Below are 23,898 nucleotides of genomic sequence, written 5' to 3'. Positions count from 1 at the left end.
GGCGTCACAAAAAGGAGATCGTTTACCTGTGTTATCTGTAGAAATCCTACATGAAGAAATCGATCCGATCGATGAGAATTTGCAAAACCTGCTCGTTCGTTGCCTGGAAGCAGCGGCAAAGCTGGAAGACGTACAAGGAGAAGTAGTTGTCACACTGGTGAACAACGAGCGCATCCACGAGTTGAATCGCGATTATCGTGGCGTTGATCGGCCTACGGATGTTCTGTCCTTTGCGATGAACGAACCGGGTGAAGGAGAAATGGAAATCTTCATCGATGAGGAAGAGGCGAGCGAGTTTCCGAATATGCTTGGAGATATCATTATCTCAGTGCCAAAAGCACATGAGCAGGCCGAAGACTATGGCCATTCACTCGAACGCGAACTCGGATTTCTCACGGTTCATGGTTTTCTTCACCTTCTGGGTTATGATCATGGAACACCAGAAGAAGAGAAGGAAATGTTTTCACGTCAAGAAAAGGTGCTGGAACAAATCGGCTTGACGAGGTAGGAGATTACGTTGAAGGAATGGCGACGATTGATTCGCAGCTTCGCCTACGCTCTGCAAGGAATTTCCTATACCGTACGGACACAGCGAAACATGCAAATCCACGTAGCCGCAGCCATTTTGGTGCTGGCGGCAGCGTGGTGGCTGCAGATACCCCGCAGCGATGTTTTGCTGGTCCTTTTTTCTATCGGTCTGGTCTTCTCCTTGGAGCTGGTAAATACCGCGATTGAAGCAGTCGTTGATTTAGCTTCCCCGGAATGGCACGCCAAGGCAAAGATTGCCAAAGATGTGGGAGCAGGAGCTGTGCTTGTGGCGGCAATCCTGTCCCTCATCATCGGAGTCCTCGTATTTGGACAGCCACTGTTGCAAAAAGTATGGGGATAGTTTTTACTAGTGGTACCGGACGGGTCATTCCAGTTGACCTTTCAGTCTGGTTTCTTCGTGTCTCTTTGGACACATCTTGCTATGAAATGATGTTAAAGATCAATCATATGAGGAATGATGAGAATGGATAAACAATCATTGTTAGCACAAGCAATCGAAGCCAGAAAGCTTGCTTATGTACCGTACTCCAAGTTTCAGGTAGGTGCAGCTCTTTTAGCTGAGAGTGGCAAGGTTTATTTGGGAGGCAATATTGAAAATGCAGCGTACTCGCTGTGCAACTGTGCAGAGCGTACGGCTCTTTTCAAAGCGTATTCGGAAGGTGATCGGACTTACAAGGCTTTAGCTGTCGCTGCCGATACTCCGCAAGCTGTATCACCGTGCGGGGCTTGCCGACAAGTCATCGCGGAGCTGTGCCCGCCGGACATGCCTGTATTTTTGACGAATCTCAAAGGCGACCTTTGGGAAACGACAGTATCTGCCCTGCTTCCAGGCGCATTCACCAAGGAGGATTTACGTGGATAATCGCAAGACCAAGCAATCGTTTAAATCTGGCTTTGTCTCCATTGTGGGACGTCCAAATGTTGGAAAATCAACCCTGTTGAATCATATTGTGGGACATAAAATCGCCATCATGTCGAATAAGCCGCAAACGACACGCAACAAAATTACGGCGGTTCATACGACAGAAGAAGGACAAATTATTTTCTTGGATACACCTGGGATTCACAAGCCCCAATCCAAACTCGGAAACTATATGGTTTCGGTTGCCGAAAATACATTGAACGAAGTAGACCTCGTTTTGTTTGTTGTCGATGCAACAGAAAAACGCGGAGCTGGGGACGACTACATCATCGAGCGGTTGAAGCAGGTCAAAACGCCAGTATTTTTGGTCATCAACAAAATTGACAAGGTGCACCCGGAAGCACTGCTGCCAATTATTGACGATTACCGCAAATTGTATGATTTCAAGCAAATTGTTCCAATCTCTGCTCTGGAAGGTAACAATACAGGATCATTGCAGCAGGCTATTTTGGGTGAAATGGAAGAAGGTCCGATGTATTACCCTGCCGACCAAGTGACAGACCATCCGGAACGCTTTGTAGCAGCCGAGTTGATTCGGGAAAAAGTTCTGCATTTGACCAGAGAAGAAGTACCTCACTCCATTGCGGTCGTCATTGAAGAAATGAAGCGAGGCGAAAATGGCAAGACGCTTTACATTTATGCGGCTATTTACGTTGAGCGGGATTCCCAGCGGGGTATTTTGATCGGGCAAAAAGGCCAGATGCTCAAAGAAATTGGTCAACGCGCGCGCAAGGATATCGAGCGACTGATGGGGGACCAGGTATTTTTGGAGCTCTGGATCAAAGTGAAAAAGGATTGGCGCAACCAAGAACGGATGCTGCGTAACTTCGGTTTCTACGACGAGCAATAATATTCCCAACGCGATGTGTTAATTTTTCCAAGGCATAGAATAACGGGCAAAGGTGATTCTAAAAAGGAAGTGGATAGACCCGATATAGGAAAGGATGATGCTCCTTGCTTCGTGACTTTTCTTGGAGAGTTTTCGCTTCAACCGGTGACATCCATGCTTACCTTCTCTACCGTGATCACCATCAAACGGATGTTTCCAGTGAGGAGACCTCGTTTGATCTCGCCCAGGAAGAATTGGGTGACACGCAGGCATGCTTGTAAAGTGGGAAGGGATTGTCATTCGCAGTGTGGACTATGGCGAGTCCAGTAAAGTGATGACATTGTTTACCCGGGAGAACGGCAAATTAGGCGTGATGGCCCGTGGTGCCAAAAAGACCAAAAGCCGTCTTGCCGCCGTCTCCCAGTTGTTTTCGCATAGTTATTATCTATGCAAGGCAGGACCCGGTACGGGAATGCCTGATCTCTCTCAGGGAGATATGCTGGATTCGTTCCGGGATATGCGGCAAAGCCTGACTGCTACGGCTTATGCCGCATACATAGCAGAGCTTTTGGATCGACTGACGCAGGAAAGGGAGCCGAATCCCTACTTGTTTCAGCTACTCCTTCATACGTTCCGCTATTTGGATGAAGGACGAGATGCTGAGATCCTGTGTCGGATTTTTGAGACCAAGATGCTAATGGTAGCGGGTATCTCCCCGCAGCTCACGGCGTGTGCAAACTGTGGCGAACAGCGCGAGCCCTATGCGATCAGTGTAGGACAGGGCGGCTTGTTGTGCCCAGTTTGCCTGCCTTCCGATCCATACGCTATGGCAGTGACACCCTCGACCTGGAAGCTCTTACGGCTGTTCCAGGTATTTGATTTGGAGCGTCTTGGTGACATTGAAGTAAAACCGGCTACACGCAACCAGCTCAAGCATGTGCTGCGGAGTTTCATGGACGAGTATCTGGATCTCAGGCTGAAAAGTCGAGCATTTCTGGAACAACTGGAGCGTATGGAAAGAATGACACAAACAGATCAGGACTAATTGACATACGAATTTGTTTTCGTTATGATAAGAACCAAACTTGTATACCGAATGTTGCCATGAAGGAAAAGAGTAGTCGGCCACTGGCTGTGAATAGCGAATCGGGGATAGTGGGAGCCCGGTCACCATGCTGATGAAGGGCGTTCTGGAGCAATTTAATTGTAAGGTGGGCGAAGAAGTCATTCGCCAAGTAGGGTGGAACCGCGAGAATCCTCTCGTCCCTACACTGTCGCATCAGGCAGTGTAGAGGCGGGAGGTTTTTTTAGTTTCGACTTAAAGCCTAGTAAATCATTTAGAGGAGGAAAAAGCATGAAAATGACATTTCAAGACATCATTTTGACGCTGCAAAACTTTTGGGCAAAGCAAAACTGTCTCATTGTCCAGCCGTATGACGTTGAAAAAGGGGCAGGTACGCTAAACCCAATGACCTTCCTTCGTTCCATTGGACCTGAGCCATGGAATGTGGCATACGTGGAGCCTTCCCGCCGCCCGGCAGACGGACGTTATGGGGAAAACCCGAACCGTCTGTATCAGCATCACCAGTTCCAAGTAATCATGAAGCCATCTCCGGACAACATTCAGGAGCTGTACCTGGAGAGTTTGCGTGAACTCGGAATCGAGCCACTGGAGCATGATATACGATTTGTAGAGGACAACTGGGAGCACCCAGGGCTTGGCGCGTGGGGTTTAGGCTGGGAAGTTTGGCTGGACGGTATGGAGATCACACAGTTCACGTACTTCCAGCAAGTGGGCGGTCTGGAATGTAAACCAGTAGCAGTCGAGCTGACTTACGGACTGGAGCGTTTGGCCTCCTATATTCAGGAAAAAGAAAATGTATTCGATCTGGAATGGTGCAACGGGTATACGTACGGAGATGTATTCCTGCAACCAGAATACGAGCATTCCAAATACACATTCGAGCTGTCTGATGTCGATATGCTGTTCTCTCTTTACAATACGTATGAGGCTGAAGCAAAAAGACTGATGGCGGAGCGACTGGTTTACCCAGCATATGACTACGTACTGAAATGCTCCCACACCTTCAACTTGCTGGATGCGCGTGGAGCCATCAGTGTGACGGAGCGTACAGGTTACATCGCTCGTGTACGCAATCTGTCTCGTGAAGTAGCACAAACCTATTATAAAGAGCGTGAGCGCCTCGGTTTCCCGCTTTTGCAAAAAGGCAACGCAGACGCTGCGGATCAAGTGAATCAGGTGAAGGGAGAGGATACAAATGAGTAAGCGCGATCTACTCGTAGAGGTTGGTTTGGAAGAAATGCCTGCTCGTTTTGTCGCACAGGCAGCGGCACAATTCAAGGAAAAAGTAGAAAAGTGGCTGACTGCTGAACGCGTGCCGTTTGATCAAATTACGGCATTGGAGACACCTCGTCGTTTTGCCCTTTTGATCAATGGACTTGCAGAAAAGCAACCTGACCGCAATGATGAAGCGAAAGGTCCTGCACGCAAAATCGCACAAGATGAAGCGGGTAACTGGTCTAAGGCAGCACTCGGTTTTGCACGAAGCAACAATGTTGAGCCTGACCAACTGTATTATAAAGAAGTAAACGGGATCGAGTATGTTCATGCTCGCAAATCCGAAGCGGGAAAACCAACTACCGAGCTTTTGCCGCAACTGGCTGAAGTGATCACTGGTATGAGCTTCCCGAAAAACATGCGCTGGGGCGCACGCGATTTGAAATACGTTCGTCCGATTCGTTGGCTGGTTGCTTTGTTCGGTGATGAATTGATCGATCTGGAGATTGCTGGCGTAAAAAGCGGACGCGTTTCTCGTGGACACCGCTTCTTGGGAACAGAGGTTACGTTAAATCACCCAAGCGAATACGTGAGCAAGCTGGCTGAGCAATTTGTCATGGTGAATCCCGACGAGCGCAGAGCAGCCATTGTAGAACAAATTCATCGCTTGGAGAAGGAAAATGGCTGGACAATTCCAATGGACGAAGGGCTTCTGGATGAGGTAGTCCATCTTGTAGAATATCCGACCGCTCTTTACGGTACGTTCGAGCAAGAATTCCTTTCCATTCCACGTGAGGTTTTGGTTACCTCCATGCGTGAGCACCAGCGTTATTTCCCTGTTGAAAACGCACAGGGTCAATTGCTGAATCATTTTGTGACAGTGCGAAATGGAGACAGCCGCGCTCTGGAAAACGTAGCGAAAGGGAATGAAAAAGTTCTTCGCGCACGCTTGTCTGATGCTCGTTTCTTCTATGTAGAGGACCAAAAGCTGTCCATTGAAAGCTGCCTGAAACGCTTGGAGACAATCGTTTACCACGAAGAGCTGGGAACAATCGGTGATAAAGTTCGCCGTGTACGCAAAACCGCTGCGCAAATGGCAAGCAAGCTGGGTGTGAGCGCGGAAGAAACCAAACAAGTAGACCGCATTGCCGAAATCGCAAAATTTGACCTCGTTACCAACATGGTAGGCGAGTTCCCTGAACTGCAAGGGATCATGGGTGAAGATTATGCGCGCAAAGCGGGTGAGTCCGACCTCGTTGCGAGTGGTGTATTTGAGCATTACCTCCCGCGTTTTGCAGGGGACAAAATGCCTGCTTCTGCTCAAGGCGCTATCGTCAGTTTGGCTGACAAGATGGACACGATCGTAGGCTGCTTCTCTATCGGTATTGTGCCTACTGGCTCTCAGGACCCGTATGGTCTGCGCCGTATGGCAGCGGGAATCGTTACGATTTTGGTTGAGCGCGACTGGCAAATTTCTCTTGCTGATCTGTGGAATGCTGCGATGGAAGGCTATGTAGCACAAGGCGTAAACAAGAGAGTGGCAGAAGACGTGAAAAAAGACCTCGTAGACTTCTTCGCACTCCGTCTGAAAAATGTCTTGCAGGATCATGGCGTTCGTTACGATGTCATCGACGCCGTTCTTGCTGCCGACCTGACACTGGTTCCAGAGGTGCTGGCAAAAGCAAAAGCACTGATGGGAGCGGTACAAACAGAAGAATTCAAGCTGATTGTGGAGCAGTTTAACCGGGTGAACAACCTGGCGCAAAAAGCGGAAGCAGACCAGGTCAGTGAAGCTCTGTTCGCTGAAGATGTGGAGCGTGCCTTGTATCAGGCATTCCAAGCTGTTCAGAAGGACGTAGACAGTCTGAAGGATCAAGAGAAGGTGCTCGCAACCTTGTCAACCTTGCGCCAGCCGATCAACGCATTTTTTGATAAAGTAATGGTCATGGCAGAAGATCAGGCAGTTCGTGCGAATCGTCTGGGGCTTCTCTTGCAACTTTCTCGTGTGCTTTATCGATATGCGGATTTTTCCAAAGTTGTATTCGCGTAAACAAAATAAAACCGGTGCCTTCGTCTGAAAATCAGGCGGGGGCACCTTTTTTCCGCGTGAAAGAAGGAATATCCCGTCGAATAGAGTAATACTAGGAAGAGGTAAAGACAGAACCGGGGTGATTGGTCATCGAGCTTACCAAACGACAAGAGCACATCTTACAGATAGTGAAGGATGACGGACCGATAACAGGAGAACATATCGCGGAGCGACTGAATTTGACTCGCGCGACGCTGCGCCCTGATTTATCCATCCTCACAATGTCAGGATATTTAGAAGCCAGACCTCGCGTCGGGTATTTTTATGCCGGCAGACCCGCAAGCTCAGTCATAAGTGAACGGCTTCACAAGCTTCTCGTCAATGACTACAAGGCGGTACCGATTGTGGTTTCCGAATCCGCCTCGGCTTACGACGCTATCGTTACCCTCTTTTTGGAGGATGTTGGCACGTTATTCGTCGTCAATCAAAAAGGATACTTGGCTGGCGTGATCTCTCGAAAAGACCTCCTGCGGGCTTCTTTAGGGAATAAGACGCTGGAGGATGTGCCGGTCAGCATTATCATGTCTAGGATGCCGAATATCATTACATGTGCACCTGATGAGACCTTGTACGCAGCCGCCAAAAAGCTGATTGATTTTCAGATCGATTCTCTGCCTGTCGTGAGGCCGAGCGAGGAAGATCCGAAGCATATGGAGCTGTTGGGGCGCGTCACCAAGACGACGATCGCGAAAGCATTTGTAGAATTGGGTAGCGAACCGAAAGTGTAGGAGGAGAAGCGATGCAAGGTAATCAGCGAGGACAGCTCATCTATGTAGTCTCAGACTCCATCGGCGAAACGGCCGAACTTGTCGTTCGCGCAGGAGCTAGTCAGTTTGATCGTTTTTTGTTTGATGTACAAAAGTATCCGTATATTGAAGACAAGGAATCGATTGACGAAATCATTGCTTCGGCAAAAGAATCGGGGGCAATGATCGTATTTACTCTGGTCATTCCGGAGCTGAATGCGTATATTACAAAACAAGCTGCTCTTCACGGAATTCCGGCTCTTGATGTTATGGGGCCTTTGATGAATACATTGCAGGGCATGTTGAAAGAGCCGCCAACAGGAAAACCGGGCTTGGTACGCCGCCTGGATGAAGAGTATTTCCGCAAAGTAGACGCCATCGAGTTTGCCGTCAAATACGACGATGGTCGGGACCCACGCGGCCTGTTGCGAGCAGATGTGGTTTTGATTGGCGTTTCGCGTACTTCCAAGACGCCTCTTTCCATGTATTTGGCTAACAAACGACTTAAGGTTGCCAATGTTCCGCTTGTCCCGGAGGTAGAGCCACCGGAAGAATTGTTCCAACTGCCAGTAGAGCGGTGTATCGGTCTTACCATCAATCCGGAGCAATTGAACGGCATTCGGACAGAGCGTCTGAAGGCACTGGGATTGACTGCACAAGCAAATTACGCCAATCTCGAGCGGATTGCCGAAGAACTGGCTTATTCCAAACGGATTATTGAGCGCCTCGGATGTACTGTTATCGATGTTTCCAACAAGGCAGTAGAAGAAACGGCAAACATCATTTTGGAGATGATTCGAAAAAACAATCTCCGCAATGAAAGGAAATAGGCCAAAAGAAGGATTTTGGCGTTTTTTGTAGAAAATCAATTAGCCGGGATACTTATCATCCGTGAGTTTCTCAGCGTTTATTGCCCTAAGAAATGTGGAAAAGTAGAAAAGAAGAAAAGAAGTTTGATGCAAAGAAGGAAATTGACGAATTTTGACGAACTAAATATTCTCACGTGCGATTCTCCTTATAAAGGTGGAAAGACATGACTGGTCCCACTTCAGATGAATTTGTAAATCAAGTGCGTGCCGCTGTCGACATCGTAGACGTTGTAGGAGAGTACGTTCAACTGAGAAAAAGCGGTCGTGCATTTCTCGGTCTATGTCCGTTTCACTCTGAAAAGAGCCCTTCCTTCAACGTAAATGCAGAGCGACAGTTTTTTCATTGCTTTGGCTGTGGAGCAGGTGGGGATATCTTTTCCTTTTTAATGAAACTGGAGCAATTGACTTTTCCAGAGGCACTGCACAAATTGGCGGAGCGTGCCGGAATAGCTGTGCCCCAGCCGCAGCAAGTAGAGGATTCACCTGAAAAACGGATGAAGCATGCGATGCAGGAAGCGCATACGTTCGTTTCACGCCTCTACCACTACGTGCTAACGAAAACCCCCTATGGCGCAGAAGCGATGAAGTATCTCGCAAAGCGCGGAATGTCTGAGGCGACAATAGCCGAATACCAAATCGGATTCGCCCCGGATTCCTGGGATTTCGTGACGCAGCAGTTGACAAAGCGGGGATTTTCACAGGAATTGATGGTGGAAGCAGGGCTTTTGGCCAGGAGCGATGCAGGAAAAATCTTTGATCGCTTTCGAGGTCGCATCATGTTTCCGATTCAGGATTCCCAAGGTAACGTCATCGGATTTGGAGGGCGCTTACTGCAAGGATCGAAGCCCAATTCCAACCAAAAGTCTCAACCCAAGTATCTGAATAGCCCGGAAAGCCTTTTGTTCAACAAAAGTGCTACGCTGTTTAATCTTCATCGTGCGCGCCCCATTATTAGAAAGAGAAAAGAGGCGCTGTTGTTTGAAGGATATGTCGATGTCATATCGGCATGGCAGGCGGGTTTTATGCAAGGTATTGCCACTTTGGGAACAGCCTTGACGGAGCAGCAGGCCAGAATTCTTCGTCGCAATACAGAGTCAGTCGTACTTTGTTATGACGGAGATGCTGCAGGACAAGAAGCAACGAGCAAAGCGATTCACGTTTTGCAGCAAGCCGGTTTGATCGTTCGAGTAGCTCCACTTCCACAAGGAGTGGACCCGGATGATTACATCCGACAGCATGGGGCTGAAGCTTTTTCCCAGCAGGTATTGTTACAGGCGATGCCGATTACGGCTTTCCGTCTGAAACATTTGCGCAGTCAGTTCGTAATAAAAGATGAGACGGACAAAGCCCGCTTAATCGCGAAGGCGGTCGAGATCATCAACGAGCTTAGCAGCCCGGTGGAACGGGACATGTACCAACGGCAATTGGCTGAAGAATACTCCCTTACTCTCGGTGATCTCAAATGGGAGTCCAAACGCGCCTACAATCAGCAAAAAAGTGAGCGCCAAAGGGATAAAGTGACGCCAGCATGGAATAATAGTATAAATAATGGCAAAGTTACGCTCGCGAAATCACTGCCACCCGCTTATCACACGGCTGAGCGCATGCTGCTTTACTACATGATGCGGAACGTAGAAATCGCTGCCCGCGTCCAACAAGAGTGCAGCGCCCACTTTCAGGTGGATGAACACGATGCGCTGGCTGCCTACCTGTACGCCTACTATGCAGAGGGAAACCCGGAAGACCCTGGAAAGTTTATACATTATGTGCAAGACGATTTGTTAAAGCAATTAGCCTCGGGATTGGCCATGATGGAGTGCAACAACGACGTATCTGAGTTGGAGATCGGTGACTACATCAAACAAGTGAATAACTACCCGAAGCGTGCCGAGTTGGAACGATTGCGCGATGAGCAGCGGAGCTTACACCTCCAAGCGGCCGCAGCGGACAGCGAGGATGCGCGCAAACAACTTGAACTTCAAGCAGCCGTTACAGGGATGAAGATTCTTGAATTGGAAAATGCTTTAAAAGAAGGGTAGCTTCAGATCATTCCCGGGGAAGGAGGGAAAGTAGATGAACAAGCAAAATATCACTTCCGACATGGAAGCAATGTCCATCGAACAAGTGAAGGAACAGTTGGTCGAATTAGGCAAGAAACGCGGCGTGTTGTCGTATAAAGAAATTACGGATCGCCTGGCAGGTTTTGAGCAGGATTCTGATCAAATGGATGAGTTTTTTGAATATCTTGGTGATCAAGGCATTGAGATTAACAACAATGAGAATGAAGATGACGATGATGAAGTCGATCAAATGATCATCAAGGACGAGGACAACGAAGAATTTGATTTTGACGATCTCTCCGTTCCGCCTGGAATCAAGATCAATGACCCTGTACGGATGTATCTGAAGGAAATTGGTCGAGTTCCTCTGCTCTCCGCAGAAGAGGAGATTAAACTGGCACAGCGAATTGAACAAGGTGATGAGGAAGCCAAAAGACGTTTGGCTGAGGCGAACTTGCGATTGGTTGTATCGATCGCGAAGCGTTATGTAGGACGCGGTATGCTATTCCTCGACTTGATTCAAGAAGGGAACATGGGCCTGATTAAAGCGGTGGAAAAGTTTGACTATCGCAAAGGCTACAAGTTCAGTACGTATGCGACCTGGTGGATTCGCCAAGCGATTACCCGTGCTATTGCAGACCAGGCTAGAACGATCCGGATTCCGGTTCACATGGTGGAAACGATCAATAAATTAATCCGCGTTTCCCGTCAGCTTCTGCAAGAGCTAGGTCGTGAACCTATGCCAGAAGAAATCGCTGAAAAAATGGATCTTACTCCGGAAAAAGTTCGGGAAATCATGAAGATTGCTCAAGAACCAGTATCCCTGGAGACTCCAATTGGGGAAGAAGACGATTCCCACTTAGGTGATTTCATTGAGGATCAGGATGCATTGGAGCCATCTGATGCCGCTGCCTATGAACTTTTGAAAGAACAGTTGGAAGACGTTTTGGATACATTAACAGACCGGGAAGAGAATGTACTGCGTCTGCGTTTTGGGCTAGATGACGGACGTACACGGACGTTAGAAGAAGTAGGCAAAGTGTTTGGCGTAACCCGTGAACGGATTCGTCAGATTGAAGCAAAAGCTCTTCGCAAATTGCGTCATCCGAGTAGAAGTAAACGCTTAAAAGATTTCTTGGAATAACCGATATAAGAAGTATGTGGCCTACGTTAGCCGACGTAGGCTTTTCTTATTCATGAAGGAAAACACTTTTTGTCGTAGTTAGGAGGGGCCGCGTTGGACGACCAGCGCAAGCGCACGATCATCGCCGAAATTGAAAACTGGCGGCGCAACCATTTACTGCCTGAACATTACTGCATCTTCTTGTTAAACCTGTATACAGAAGGGGATCGGCCAAATACACCGGCGTCCGCAGGCGGGAATGAGCGAATGGGAACGGCACCGGGTGTGCTGTCAGGAAAAGTCAATTCAACATCATCTGTCACAAATACATATGCACCTAGAACTGTCTCTCCAGTGACGGGGAAAATGGTAGTGGCATGGCTCCTTGGTGCCTTTGTCATTGCTGGTTTGATCTTACTTGCTTTTCATTTTAACCGTTTTCAAACCCCAATGCAAATTACCATCTTTGCCTGTTTCGCACTCGTTTTCTATATTCTGGGACTCGTATATCGAAGGTCGGCCCCGCCATTGACGCATTTATTCCTGGCTTTGTCTTTTCTGATCTTGATCGCGGGAGGCGTTTATTGTATCCAAAAATTGGATGGTAGCATGCCGTTCGTTCTGTTCTATTTAGGCTTTGTTTGCATGTTACTGTGCATCAGTGCTATTGTTTTTGGTTATGCTTATTTGCTCTATGCAGGGTTACTGGGTTTGGCCATCTTGTATGGCATTACAACCGTTCATCGGGTAGGGATAGACTATACTTGGTGGACATCGGAGTTGTACTGGGTACCGCTTGCGTGCTTGCTCACGGGTATGGGCTTCTTGATGAATAAGGCTAATTCGAAATGGGCGGGAGTATTTGCCGTATGTGGACTTGCCTTTTTCTTTGGTGCAGAGATACAGGCTCTGTATATTCCAGCAGCGAAGCGGGATATGATTCAATTGCTGTTGTTCATCAAGGTGTTCATCGCGTCCATTTTGTTTTTCTTCACGCGTGGATATTGGTATGCGTGGTTGCGGCTGTAAGACTCGTTTTCCTCTCGCTGCTTATTTGTTACAATTTCAGAAGAGCGCAAACGGGGTGAATAGATGAACAACAAGTGGAAAGTATTAATCGGTATTTTGCTGGCGGCTTTTTTTCTGGGTGGAGAAACAGTAGCCAAATTTATGGGTGTACATACATACAGCATCGGATTCATAGCAGCATCTGTATCTTTTTTGGGAGCGATTTTATTAGGAGCACGCCGATCTTAGGCGTGTTTTTTTTTAGAAATTACCACATGAATCCAAAATCGTGGTGTATAATGGTAAGAGTATTCTGAACAAACGCTCAGTCAAAATTGTGTGTTTCTTGATAGTTCTTAACTAAAGCGTTTTCAAGGGGGCAGCGATTATGAACTTCGATTTGACTTCAGAACAACAAATGTTGAAAAAAATGATACGCGAATTTGCTGATGAGGTAGTGGCACCAGGAGCAGATGAACGCGATCAAACTAAACAATTTCCTGTCGAAATATTCAAGCAGATGAGCGAGCTGAACTTGATGGGTCTTCCCTTCCCTGAAAAATACGGGGGTGCGGGAGCTGATTCCACGAGTTTTGCAATCGTTGTAGAAGAGCTAAGTCGTGCATGTGGTTCTACAGGAATCACGTATTCGGCGCATATCTCGTTAGGTGGCGCTCCACTGGCTTTGTTTGGAACGGAAGAGCAAAAGCTGAACTACTTAAGCAAAATCTGTTCCGGCGAGAGCTTTGGCGCATTTGGCTTGACGGAACCGAATGCAGGATCTGACGCAGGTGGAACGAAAACGAATGCGGTCTTGGCTGACGGGGAGTGGACGATTAACGGCTCCAAATGCTTCATAACCAATGCCTCCTATGCTTCATTTCTCGCCTTGACAGCCGTGACTGACAAAGATCAGGGCTCACGTGGTATTACTGCTTTTATCGTTCCGACAGATGCACCGGGTTTTCAAGTACTGGCGAATTATGAAAAGCTCGGATTGCACAGCTCTAATACGACCGAACTCGTTCTTGAAAATGTGAGGGTGCCAGAGGAAAACGTCCTTGGGAAGCGGGGCGAAGGCTTCAAGCAGTTCCTCATTACACTTGATGGTGGGCGAATTGGGATCGGAGCGATGGCAGTAGGAATTGCTCAGGCTGCCTACGACAAGGCACTGCAATACTCGAAGCAGCGTACAGCTTTTGGGAATTCCTTGAGTCATTTTCAAGCGATTCAGCACAAGCTGGCGGATATGGCGATGCAAATAGAGCTGGCGAGAACGATGGTGTATAAAGCAGCGTGGCTGAAGGATCATGGTCGCAAATTTACGAAAGAAGCGGCAATGGCAAAATTGTATGCTTCGGAGATTGCCATGTCTGCTACTCATCAGGCTATTCAGATTCACGGCGGCTATGGGTATATGCGGGAGTATCAGGTAGAACGATTTTTCCGCGATGCCCGACTGTTAGAGATCGGAGAGGGGACTTCAGAGATTCTGCGTAATGTCATCGCAAGAGAAATCGGTTGCTAACCTTTTTGTGTTTGAGAACAAAGAGCATGACTGCCAGTGTTAACTGACAGCCATGGCTCTTTTTTTGTTTTTTACTTTTTATTGATCGCCAGGCTGTACAGTTGGGAATCCAAATCCACTAGCAATATCGTCTCCTAAAGCAGCGTTGGAGCCACCTTTGATGTCATTTCCTTTCGCGCGTTTTTGCAATTCCACGCGAACATTTTGAGAGCTCCAGGATGGATTGGAAGCCCAGATTTTTGCAGCCAAACCTGAAATGTGTGGAGTTGCCATGGAGGTTCCGCTGATAGAATTATAGCCTCCGTTATTCCATGTAGACTGAATAGCGCGTCCTGGTGCTGATACTTCCACATCGCGCTCTTGAATCACGTAGTCTCCCGCCTGCCCGCTCTTGCCACGAGAAGAGAAGTCAGCCACACGGTAGGTACCGTTTTGTTGAACATTCTCTAACGCTGCTACGGCTACTGTATTCACTAATGCTCCAGGGTAGCCAATGCTATTCACTGTCGGTCCGGAGTTACCAGCCGCAGCGACGACTAATACACCTTTTTGGTTTGCATACGTGATGGCACTTTCCATAAGGGTGCTCTTACCGCTAGAGCCAAGAGACATAGAGACGATCGTTTTCACGCCTAATTGAGCGGACTGGTCAGCAGCATAACGAATAGCATAGGCAATGTCATCCTCATAGCCGGAGCCGGAGTCATCCAATACTTTATATGCCCATAGCTTTGCATCTGGCGCTACACCATAAATACCTGCGCCACCACCGCCGTTAGCGAGAACAGTCCCGGCGACGTGTGTTCCATGACCATGCGCATCATTGCAAGCGCCGGTAACAACAGGAGAAGAAGCTTGCGTGAAATCGTTGCATTGCTCTGCGTTAGCGGTTAGGTCCGGATGTTGCGTATACACGCCAGTATCCAGAACTGCAACACGAACATCTGCACCGCCAGTCGTAGAGGAGAGGGACTGGTTCTTATAGATTGCTTTAATTCCCCACGGAACGACTGCCGCAGGAGAGAACTCTGGCTCGCTTGCCTGATCTTCTTCTATATACTCAGCGATCTTTAATTTTTGCAATACTGTAATTTTTACATTGGGATCGCTTTTCAGTTGGTCAAGTTGATCGCTATTTACATCGAGGGTAAAGCCATCTTCGCCAAAATCATGGCGTACTTCCAAAGGTCCAGCAAAATAACCGGTTCTCAGATCCGAATCTGACTGAATTAATATCCGTTCAGTTCCAAATTCATTGAATGAATCGTTACTTGCTGCCCCCACACCTGTGAAGACACTCATCACTAGCGCCGATGAGAGTAATCCCATTCCCCACCACTTGCCGGTTCTTTTTTTCATACTGTTCTCCTCCTTAAAGATATTTTGTTTATGTAGTTCGTGATGTTCATGGCGTTAATATACATATCTGTAAAAAATTTGTAAATATTTATTTATTAAAATAAAGTTCACAATTTAATAAAAATTAAGTTAAATTACATAAAATACCAAAAAACAATACCATATTTAAAAAAATCGCTTGTAATTCCGAACATTACATCCAACGTAACAGTCACCTGAAGCTTCCTGACTGTCACACATAGTTCCCCCTTAGTTGCCATATCTTTTGTTGGGTGCAATAGCGAGGATTTTGTCGTTCTTTCTGAGCATCTGTTAGGGATTTAGCATTTCGCAATTGCTGCCAAATAGGGTAGAATAGAGGCAACGGAAGGTGAGTATACAGATGACATCAGTATCAATATCCAAGCGGCTACAAACGATTGCCCGCTATTGTCCAGAAGGAGCCCGCGTCGCCGACATCGGGTCGGATCATGCGTTGTTGGCTTCTTATTTGCTTGTAAAAGGAATTGCTTCTTTCGTAATCGCAGGCGAATTGAATGAAGGGCCTTTTCAAGCGGCACAAAAACAAATACATACATTGCAGGTAAAAGACCGCGCTTCGGTGCGTAAAGGAAACGGGCTCGCGGTATTACAACCAGGCGAAGCAGATGTGATCTGCATTGCTGGGATGGGCGGACAATTGATCGTTTCCATTTTGGAAGCAGGAAAAGACAAACTGGAAGGCGTGCAACGCCTGATTCTGCAACCAAACGTAGGAGAAGAAGCGGTTCGCCTGTGGATGATAGAGAACGGTTGGCAGTTAATTGCCGAGTCCATTTTGCAGGAAGACGGCGTGATTTATGAGATTCTCGTCGCAGAACGAGGCAATCCTACCTTGCCTTATGAGGGCAAAGATCGTACACAGCAAGAGCTCCTGCGCATTGGTCCATTTCTTTGGATGGAAAAATCAGAGGTATTACAAGAGAAGTGGCTGCATGAGCATGAAAAATGGCAAAAGATCATCGTTCAATTAAAGCGTTCGGACAAGCCGGAAGCAGCAGAACGAATAAAAGAAATCGAAGCAGAAGTAAAATGGATCGATGAGGTGATCGCATGCTTGCGCACGGACAAACAGTAATTCAATATATAGAACGTCTGGCACCTAAATCGTTGGCGATGGAAGGCGACAAGATTGGTCTTCATGTAGGCACCTTGCAAAAAAAGGTAAAAAAAGTGATGATCGCATTAGACGTACTGGAATCTGTGGTGGATGAAGCAATTGCAGAGGGTGTCGACCTGATTGTGGCTCACCACGCCGTCATATATCGACCACTGAAACACCTGAGGACGGATCTCGCCGCAGGACGCGTGTTCGAAAAGCTGATCAAGCATGACATTGCGGTATATACAGCCCATACCAATTTGGATGTTGCGTACGGGGGAATGAACGATTGGCTTGCAGAAGCGGTTGGACTCACTGACGTAGATGTACTGGATGTTCTTTCACGAGAGGCTTGGAAGAAGCTCGTCGTATTCGTACCTGCTACCCATAAGGAAGCAGTGTTTTCTGCACTTGCTGAAGCGGGTGCCGGGCATGTAGGAAACTATAGCCACTGTTCTTTTCAGACAGAAGGCACTGGAACCTTTTTGCCAGGGGAAGGAACGAATCCCCATATCGGTTCGAGAGGTCAACTGGAAAAAGTAGAGGAAGTTCGCATCGAGATGATTGTTCCTGCGTCCAGGCAATCGGCTGTGGTTAAAGCAATGCTTGCTGCCCATCCCTACGAAGAAGTCGCCTATGACATCATTCCACTAGAGCAATCAGGAACTGTGTACGGAATTGGGCGTATCGGCAGTCTGCCTACACCACTGACGCTCCGTGAGTTTGCTTTGCTCGTCAAAGAACGGTTTGCCCTACATGGTCTTCGCGTAGTTGGTGACTTGGATGCGACAGTCAAAAAAGTAGCGGTAGTAGGTGGAGACGGCAGCTCCTTTGTTTCCAAAGCCATTTTTAAAGGCGCGGATGTTTATTTAACAGGAGACATTGGTTATCACACCGCACACGATGCGCAAGCGGAAGGCTTGTCGATCGTAGATGCTGGTCACAATATCGAAAAAATCATGAAGGAAAAGCTGGCAACCATCTTGCTTGAGAAGTTGCAGGCAAATGGTTATGAGACAGAGGTTATTCCTTCGCGCGTGCACACAGATCCGTTCCAGTTTGTTTAAGACGTAGCAGGACCAACCTTTTGTTGCCTGCCAGATGAAGTGTAGGAGGATTTTATGTGCAAAAACTAATCCGGACGATTTCTTGTGGATTACTGACATTAAGCTTACTCTCCCCCGGCGTCGCATCAGCGGCTGGGGGCTTATTGCCATACAATGACATCAGCAAGCACTGGGCGAGAAAAGCAATCATTCAAGGTGTGCAGCTCGGTTTGTTTGAGGTTGGTCCCAATGTTCCGAAGTTTTACCCAAATCGTGACATGACGCGTGCGGAATTTCTTGTCATGGTCGATCGTCTTTATTACGGCGGGCAGTATCAGATCTATCCCCTTACTTTCTTATCCGAGCATTCGGAGTGGGCACGGGCAGAAGGTTTTCAGGAACCGTATTTGCCGTATAAAGATGTTGATCGCCTGACTTGGATGTACAAACCGACGTTGCGCATCTCCACGATCTTGGATAGACTGTACGGTCCAAATGCGATTCAGTATATTTTTCCTGGTGAGATGATGAATCCGAATCAACCAATCACCAACGAAGAAGCTGCCAAGATATTGCAAATGTTCACGATGTCTCCAGATAGTAAAAATGCTTGGGAAGAAGTGAGTTCCTGGGGATGGCTAAAGGGAGAAAAAACGGATCGGGTGAAGCGGGGAGATGCTGCAGTCGCTGCTGATCGCATGGTGGATTATTTCCTTCAGGATGGAATCATGCCTCTGCTGGATTACGACGGGAAAAAGTTCCCCATGGTCCCGGATATCGATGAGGTATTGCCGTTATTCGCAACCTATACAGATCCCAAAACAACAGAAGAACAGATTTATGTAGATGCGGCTGCCGCTATTCGCAGTAGAAATGATAGTGAAGAGACCTTCGAACAGTTACGAATGCTGGCGGATTCCTCCTTCCCTAATCAAGTTGGTGTTCACTATTTATTGAGCTGGAATCCTGAAACACCGATTGAAACCAATCTGGAGGAAGCTTTTCTTGCTATCGATGCTTACTTCGAAGACAAAATCATTCTCCCGGACACACTCGGGCTGTTGAGTGCCAATGTGTATGATATTTCCTTGCAGCTAGGGAACAAGGATCAAAGCCAATACAAAAAAGTGCTCGACCGACTTGGTGCTTATGAACAAAAAGTGAAGCAAGATTCCAAAGAATGGGAATCGCTCGCCATGTATTTGGGGGCAATGGAAATCAGGAGTGGTCAGGGAGACCTGGCGATGGCACGTTACAAGCGATTTGCCGACAGGAGCCCGGAGGCATTGTTGAATACTTCCTATTATTATTTGCAGGAAGGACGCATGCAGGAAGCAGAAGAAGTTCTTGCTACGATGAAACCGAAATCGTCAGACAGCAGAATGAATCAGCTGCACAAAATGTTGCGTCAAGAGTTCGCATCTTTAAAAGATCAGCCAGCTATTATTTCTGATTTGGGATACTCTTTGCGCCTGTTGGATAATGCCGACACCTACCAAGTGAAGGGTGAAGCGGTATTGAGTGGATTGACGTTCTCCTATACGCAGGATGTTAACAAGGAAAAACAAATAAGCAGAATATCCGGCTTTTATCAATCTCCGCAAAAACTAATATCAGACAAGCTGCTCTCCTATACAGATGGGAAAACAAACACGCAATACTCGTATGATACGGATCGGCAGACATGGGACAAGAGCAAAACGGACAAAGTTGACTTCTTGCACGAGTGGGTTGGTGCTGTCAAGGTAGCTGATCGGGCCAAGGAGCTTCATGCACGCTACTACAAACAATCATACGGGAAGTACGACGTCATTACGGAGTGGATTCCGGGCTCTATGCTGGTAGAGAAATCAAAGAAGGTTATGCTCGGACAAGGAAAAGTGAAAGAGGTTCCCTTGTTCATGAACAAGTATTATATTGATCGAGCTAGCGACCAGATTGTCAAACATACATGGCGTTATGAAGAAATTTATGAGGGCGACGAATACGTAGCCTATTCGGGTACCGACCAGTATGACTTTACAAGCAATGTTGAATTCTCGATACCTGATGATGTTCGAAAAGGGGTGGCGCCATGAAACGATTTAGTCAATGGGCAGTAGCAACAGTACTGCTATTCACAACTGTTCTTCCCGTGCAAGCGGCAGAGTATCCTTTCGAGGAAACAGAAGAAGTGTTCCAGCATGTCATAGAAAGCCACTTGAGCAAACCGACAGCCAAACAATTGGTAAAAGGAGCTTTAGAGGTGGTCAGTGAGCAGGCCAAAGAGAAAAAACAGCTTCAGTTCAAATTTTCAGAAGAAGATGACACCTGGGATGAGTTGGAATTGAGGCTCGAAGAATGGCAGAAGAAAGGCGGGTTTGATACGCCGACGATGAACACTTGGGCGATTGATGGAATGCTTTCCACGCTCAATGACCCACACAGCGTATTTTTTACCCAAGATGAATTGCGTCTGTTTCAATCTGACGTTGAAAATCAATTCGTTGGATTTGGCTTTCGTCTGCGGCGTCAAAATGATCATATTATCATCCGTGAAATCGTTCCGAATTCTCCAGCAGCCGCATCTTCTTTGCAACGAGGCGATCAATTGATCAAAGTCAATGAGACCTCGTTGGTCGGAAAGACTTTTGAAGAAGCGTATGCTTATTTGAAGGGCAACGAAGGGACTGAAGCCGTTCTTACAGTATATCGTCCATCTGACAAACGGGAGCACCAGGTAAAGTTGAAGCGTGTCTCCATGACCTTGCCGGAAGCGGAAGGACAGATGTTTACGAAAGGCGCGGTTGGCTATATCAGTCTTGAAACATTCGGATCAGAAGGAGCTATCCAGGTAAGGGATAAGCTTGCTGAACTTTCCCGTGTACAAAAGCCGTTGTCCGGGTTGGTGTTAGACCTGCGGGATAATGGCGGGGGATACTTGTCCACAGCGCGGGATATCGCGAGCCTCTTTATGGAAGAAGGCTTGCTCATGTATACCACGAATCGCAATGGGGTAGAGGTAGAGACGTGGGTACGAAATGGACAGGATATCGGCATTCCTGTGCGAATTTTGGTAAACGGTGGAACAGCTTCTGCATCTGAGCTGTTGTCGGGTGCGCTGCGTGATCATGGCATCGCCAAGCTTGTGGGTACCAAAACATTTGGAAAAGGAAGTGCCCAACAAGTTATTCCGTTATCGGACGGTGATGCACTGAAGCTAACACTGAACGAATATTTTACGCCTAAACATACTGTGGTGAATCACGTAGGCCTTCAACCTGATATGGTTGTGGAGGATTATGGAGCACAAGTGGTTGAAGCCCTCCATTCATTAAAGGTCAATACGTGGGAACTGAGTGACGCAGAAGGCGATACAGTCATCAATGGAATTCCTTTCCCGACGGTGGATCCTCTCTTTAAACAAACGCCTCAAGGGCTGCAAATTCGAGCTGCTGTACTATCGCATTTGCTGGGGGATTCGTCCATTGGGGAAAAAGATTACGTAGCACTAGCTCCGTTTTTGAAGAAGTATCCTGCACTGAAGCTGCAAACGAAAAATGGTGTCAACATCCTCACATTTACTTCGTGAGCATGGTCCCCTGTCGCTATTGGCGAACGGGGGCTTTTTCTTTTTCAGGCGTATACTCGGTCATGCAAATTCGAACACTATCAAGTGCGACTATGACTATTACGACGAGAAGGGTGGCAGCCGAATGAAAAAGGTCATACTTTTCCTGATCGACTCCATGATGCCTGATGTTCTGGAGCGATGCATTGCTGCCAATAAAGCACCGGCACTTCGGTTTTTCATGGAGCATAGCCAGTACATACCAGATTGTGTGACCGTGTTCCCTACAATGACGGCTTCGATAGATTGCTCCCTCATTACGGGGGTTTATCCCGATCAGCACAAAGTGCCGGGGTTAGTTTGGTATGATGCCGAACAGAAAAAAATGGTGAATTATATTAATGGGGCCGCTTCAATCCGAAAAATAGGCATTTCGAGCTGTGCGGGAAACGTCCTTTTTGATTTGAACGAACGTCATCTGAGCAAGGATGTAAAAACTATTCATGAGGTACTGGAAGAAAACAATCTCGTATCCGGTTCCATCAATGTGATCGCCCACCGCGGACATAAGCAGCATAAGGTGAAAATGCCGACCTTGCTGGATACAATTACATCCTTTTCCCTGCGCGAAAAAATGAGTGGTCCAACGATCATGAGTATGGGGACACTGGTGAGCCCGGCGTTATTTCGTACCGTCCCGTGGGATTTCTCCCAATCGGCTTTGGAAGGCTACGGAATTAATGATACGTATGCAATCGATGTTATGATTGAGGTGATTCGCAGCGGTCAGCAGCCACATTTTACGCTGGTCTATCTGCCGGAAAATGATCATAAACTCCATAATTCCCCGGAGGATGCCGTACAGCACTTGGCAGATGTAGACAAGCAGTTGGCTCGTTTGTTGGATAGCTTCGCATCATGGGAGCAAATGCTTGAGAGAAATGTATGCATTCTGATTAGTGATCATGGACAGACCGTCATCGGAGAAAGTGAGGACCACAATATACCGCTGGATCGTCTTTTGGCGAATTTTTCGATCCATGCGCTTGGTACTGATGTGACATCAGAAGTGGAAGTGGTCATTTGCAATAATGAGCGTATGACTTACTTGTATCCAGTGAATGAGACAGATCCGCTTTCTATTGTAAAAGCGGTTAGTGTGGAAGAAAGAATTGATTTGATTGCTTGGAAAGAGGGCGAGAAGGTAAAGGTGCGTCGGGGAGGAACACAACAGGAAATGTGTTTTTGGCGAAACGGGGAGTATCAAGATGCGTACGGTTCTTCTTGGTCAGTTGAAGGGGACGTTTCCGTGTTGGATGTGCAATATGATGGAGAAAGTCTTTCTTTTGATACATACCCGGATGCTTTTTCTCGACTATACGGGGCATTGTTCTCGCAGACCGGTGACGTGGTAGTTGTTACTGCGGCCAAGAGCTATGAATTTTTATCGGAATGTGCTCCCACGCATTTAGGTGGAGGAAGTCACGGATCACTGCATAAGCAAGATTCGCTAATTCCGTTAGTAATTGCAGGTGCTTCAGAGATGTTTCCACTTCCAGCAAGACTCGTAGATGTCAAAGACTTTATTCTCCGTGAGCTGGGGATTCTGTCAAACTCAAATCCACAATGACCGGGACATGATCGGACCAATTGACAGGTAGCAGCTCGTAATGCTCAATATTCCAGTGATGGGAAGCGAAAATATAGTCCAAACGTCGGCGGAAGGCAGGAAGCGTTGGCTTTTTTTCCTGACCTGAGACAGTAGCACAGTCCATCAGGTGTGGAGTAAAGGACACATTACTCGCGTTAAAATCCCCCATTAGGAGGAATGGGGCTTTTGCGTGTTGCTGTATCAATGACGACATGAGCTGTAGCTGGGCCAGTCTGCTTACTTGATTTAAGCTGCAGTGTGTAACGCAAAGCGTAATCGTACGGCCGAATCCTTGGAAGGATGCATACAGGAGGGTGCGTTGTTCTTTTCTGGCAGGTAAAACGATAGCGTCTACATTTTCAAGCGCATATTTCGATAGCAGCGCATTGCCGTAATACCCATCTCCTATCGAGATCGAAGGGGAGAAGGCTAGATGATATTGTAATTGATCAGCGATATAGCTCGCTTGATACCCGTACTTCCCGTTCTGATGAACTTCCTGAAGGCCGATGATATCTGGTTGCAAGTCCTTTAAAGTCAGAGTCATTTCGTTCAGACGTTTTCGCCACCAGAGGTCACGTCCGCTATGAATGTTGTAACTAACCACACGCACCTTATTCACTTCCTTTGTTTTGGCGTCATTTTTTAAACTTATTTAGTTTTCCCTATTGCATTAGGTTTTAGTCTATGCTATATTAAAAAACGTCGCCTCTGCTTGAGGCGCAGATAGAATGAAATGCTCCTTGAAAACCGGAATAGAATTAATCTGTGAAAATAAGCTTGTGTTTTACTTGAAGTCAGATTCATCTTCAAACTTTATTGGAGAGTTTGATCCTGGCTCAGGACGAACGCTGGCGGCGTGCCTAATACATGCAAGTCGAGCGAGTCTCTTCGGAGGCTAGCGGCGGACGGGTGAGTAACACGTAGGCAACCTGCCTCTCAGACTGGGATAACATAGGGAAACTTATGCTAATACCGGATAGGTTTTTGGATCGCATGATCCGAAAAGAAAAGATGGCTTCGGCTATCACTGGGAGATGGGCCTGCGGCGCATTAGCTAGTTGGTGGGGTAACGGCCTACCAAGGCGACGATGCGTAGCCGACCTGAGAGGGTGACCGGCCACACTGG

At 47.3% G+C, this 23,898-nt stretch carries 22 protein-coding genes and 1 rRNA gene; 21 read left to right on the top strand and 2 right to left on the bottom strand.

The genetic code is table 11. From position 1 onward, the window contains the following. The first annotated feature begins 43 nt into the window (after window positions 1-43). From ybeY to M3630_RS04190, 15 genes are all read left to right on the top strand, one after another. The gene (gene ybeY / locus M3630_RS04260) at window positions 44-508 is read left to right on the top strand and encodes an rRNA maturation RNase YbeY (protein WP_483298455.1); all 465 of its coding nucleotides are present in this window, start codon (window positions 44-46) and stop codon (window positions 506-508) included. A 9-nt stretch (window positions 509-517) separates the two neighbouring features. After that, window positions 518-889, top strand: coding sequence for a diacylglycerol kinase family protein (locus tag M3630_RS04255; RefSeq protein WP_173611454.1), 372 nt, complete (start codon window positions 518-520; stop codon window positions 887-889). Window positions 890-1,012: 123 nt separating this feature from the next. Then, a complete protein-coding gene (locus tag M3630_RS04250) occupies window positions 1,013-1,411 on the top strand; it encodes a cytidine deaminase (protein ID WP_221868968.1) in 399 nt (132 codons plus the stop codon). Next, on the top strand, window positions 1,404-2,321 hold the full coding sequence (gene era / locus M3630_RS04245) for a GTPase Era (RefSeq protein WP_047072508.1): 918 nt from the start codon (window positions 1,404-1,406) through the stop codon (window positions 2,319-2,321). Before M3630_RS04250 ends, era begins: the two co-directional genes overlap by 8 nt. Before the next feature lie 104 nt (window positions 2,322-2,425). Next, a complete protein-coding gene (locus M3630_RS04240; RefSeq protein ID WP_012685773.1) occupies window positions 2,426-2,581 on the top strand; it encodes a YqzL family protein in 156 nt (51 codons plus the stop codon). Next, window positions 2,572-3,345: a DNA repair protein RecO gene (gene recO / locus M3630_RS04235; RefSeq protein ID WP_173611452.1), complete on the top strand. Its 774-nt coding sequence runs from the start codon at window positions 2,572-2,574 to the stop codon at window positions 3,343-3,345. The genes M3630_RS04240 and recO overlap by 10 nt, the downstream gene beginning before the upstream one ends. Before the next feature lie 315 nt (window positions 3,346-3,660). Then, window positions 3,661-4,587, top strand: coding sequence for a glycine--tRNA ligase subunit alpha (glyQ, locus tag M3630_RS04230; protein WP_012685775.1), 927 nt, complete (start codon window positions 3,661-3,663; stop codon window positions 4,585-4,587). Beyond that, window positions 4,580-6,649 carry a glycine--tRNA ligase subunit beta gene (gene glyS, locus M3630_RS04225; protein WP_251251339.1) on the top strand — a complete coding sequence of 690 codons (2,070 nt, stop codon included), beginning with the start codon at window positions 4,580-4,582 and terminating at the stop codon, window positions 6,647-6,649. Before glyQ ends, glyS begins: the two co-directional genes overlap by 8 nt. Window positions 6,650-6,771: 122 nt before the next feature. Continuing rightward, window positions 6,772-7,416 (top strand): transcriptional regulator CcpN, encoded by a 645-nt coding sequence (gene ccpN, locus M3630_RS04220; RefSeq protein WP_173604593.1) that lies wholly within the window; start codon window positions 6,772-6,774, stop codon window positions 7,414-7,416. An 11-nt stretch (window positions 7,417-7,427) separates the two neighbouring features. Next, the gene (locus tag M3630_RS04215) at window positions 7,428-8,264 is read left to right on the top strand and encodes a pyruvate, water dikinase regulatory protein (protein WP_251251338.1); all 837 of its coding nucleotides are present in this window, start codon (window positions 7,428-7,430) and stop codon (window positions 8,262-8,264) included. 203 nt (window positions 8,265-8,467) lie between these two features. Further along, entirely contained in the window at window positions 8,468-10,342 is a 1,875-nt protein-coding gene (gene dnaG / locus M3630_RS04210; protein ID WP_173611448.1) for a DNA primase, read from the top strand. A 34-nt stretch (window positions 10,343-10,376) separates the two neighbouring features. Then, window positions 10,377-11,507, top strand: coding sequence for an RNA polymerase sigma factor RpoD (gene rpoD, locus M3630_RS04205; protein ID WP_047072497.1), 1,131 nt, complete (start codon window positions 10,377-10,379; stop codon window positions 11,505-11,507). A gap of 93 nt (window positions 11,508-11,600) precedes the next feature. Beyond that, window positions 11,601-12,515, top strand: a complete 915-nt coding sequence (locus tag M3630_RS04200; RefSeq protein ID WP_173611447.1) for a hypothetical protein — start codon at window positions 11,601-11,603, stop codon at window positions 12,513-12,515. A 63-nt stretch (window positions 12,516-12,578) separates the two neighbouring features. Continuing rightward, a complete protein-coding gene (locus M3630_RS04195; protein ID WP_016742642.1) occupies window positions 12,579-12,743 on the top strand; it encodes a hypothetical protein in 165 nt (54 codons plus the stop codon). Window positions 12,744-12,882: 139 nt separating this feature from the next. Then, window positions 12,883-14,022, top strand: a complete 1,140-nt coding sequence (locus M3630_RS04190; protein WP_251251337.1) for an acyl-CoA dehydrogenase — start codon at window positions 12,883-12,885, stop codon at window positions 14,020-14,022. A gap of 78 nt (window positions 14,023-14,100) precedes the next feature. Here M3630_RS04190 and M3630_RS04185 read toward each other — a convergent pair whose 3' ends face one another. Next, a complete protein-coding gene (locus M3630_RS04185; protein ID WP_251251336.1) occupies window positions 14,101-15,381 on the bottom strand; it encodes a S8 family peptidase in 1,281 nt (426 codons plus the stop codon). 382 nt (window positions 15,382-15,763) lie between these two features. Here M3630_RS04185 and M3630_RS04180 point away from each other — a divergent pair, with 382 nt between their 5' ends. The 5 genes from M3630_RS04180 (at window position 15,764) to M3630_RS04160 (ending at window position 22,748) form a co-directional block, all read left to right on the top strand. Next, window positions 15,764-16,498 carry a tRNA (adenine(22)-N(1))-methyltransferase gene (locus M3630_RS04180; protein WP_251251335.1) on the top strand — a complete coding sequence of 245 codons (735 nt, stop codon included), beginning with the start codon at window positions 15,764-15,766 and terminating at the stop codon, window positions 16,496-16,498. Then, window positions 16,474-17,589 (top strand): Nif3-like dinuclear metal center hexameric protein, encoded by a 1,116-nt coding sequence (locus tag M3630_RS04175; RefSeq protein WP_251251334.1) that lies wholly within the window; start codon window positions 16,474-16,476, stop codon window positions 17,587-17,589. Before M3630_RS04180 ends, M3630_RS04175 begins: the two co-directional genes overlap by 25 nt. A gap of 56 nt (window positions 17,590-17,645) precedes the next feature. Next, entirely contained in the window at window positions 17,646-19,646 is a 2,001-nt protein-coding gene (locus tag M3630_RS04170; protein WP_251251333.1) for an S-layer homology domain-containing protein, read from the top strand. Continuing rightward, window positions 19,643-21,139, top strand: a complete 1,497-nt coding sequence (locus M3630_RS04165; protein ID WP_251251332.1) for a S41 family peptidase — start codon at window positions 19,643-19,645, stop codon at window positions 21,137-21,139. Before M3630_RS04170 ends, M3630_RS04165 begins: the two co-directional genes overlap by 4 nt. A 124-nt stretch (window positions 21,140-21,263) precedes the next feature. Next, window positions 21,264-22,748, top strand: a complete 1,485-nt coding sequence (locus tag M3630_RS04160) for an alkaline phosphatase family protein (RefSeq protein WP_251251331.1) — start codon at window positions 21,264-21,266, stop codon at window positions 22,746-22,748. Here M3630_RS04160 and M3630_RS04155 read toward each other — a convergent pair. Then, window positions 22,702-23,382 carry an endonuclease/exonuclease/phosphatase family protein gene (locus M3630_RS04155; protein ID WP_251251330.1) on the bottom strand — a complete coding sequence of 227 codons (681 nt, stop codon included), beginning with the start codon at window positions 23,380-23,382 and terminating at the stop codon, window positions 22,702-22,704. The two genes, M3630_RS04160 and M3630_RS04155, sit on opposite strands and share 47 nt — an antisense overlap. Window positions 23,383-23,585: 203 nt before the next feature. Here M3630_RS04155 and M3630_RS04150 point away from each other — a divergent pair. Beyond that, window positions 23,586-23,898, top strand: a 16S ribosomal RNA gene (locus tag M3630_RS04150); the annotation flags it as partial.

Origin of the sequence: Brevibacillus sp. MER 51, from assembly GCF_023714195.1 — a bacterium.
Taxonomy (GTDB): Bacteria; Bacillota; Bacilli; order Brevibacillales; family Brevibacillaceae; genus Brevibacillus.
This window is presented reverse-complemented; position numbering and strand designations above follow the sequence as displayed.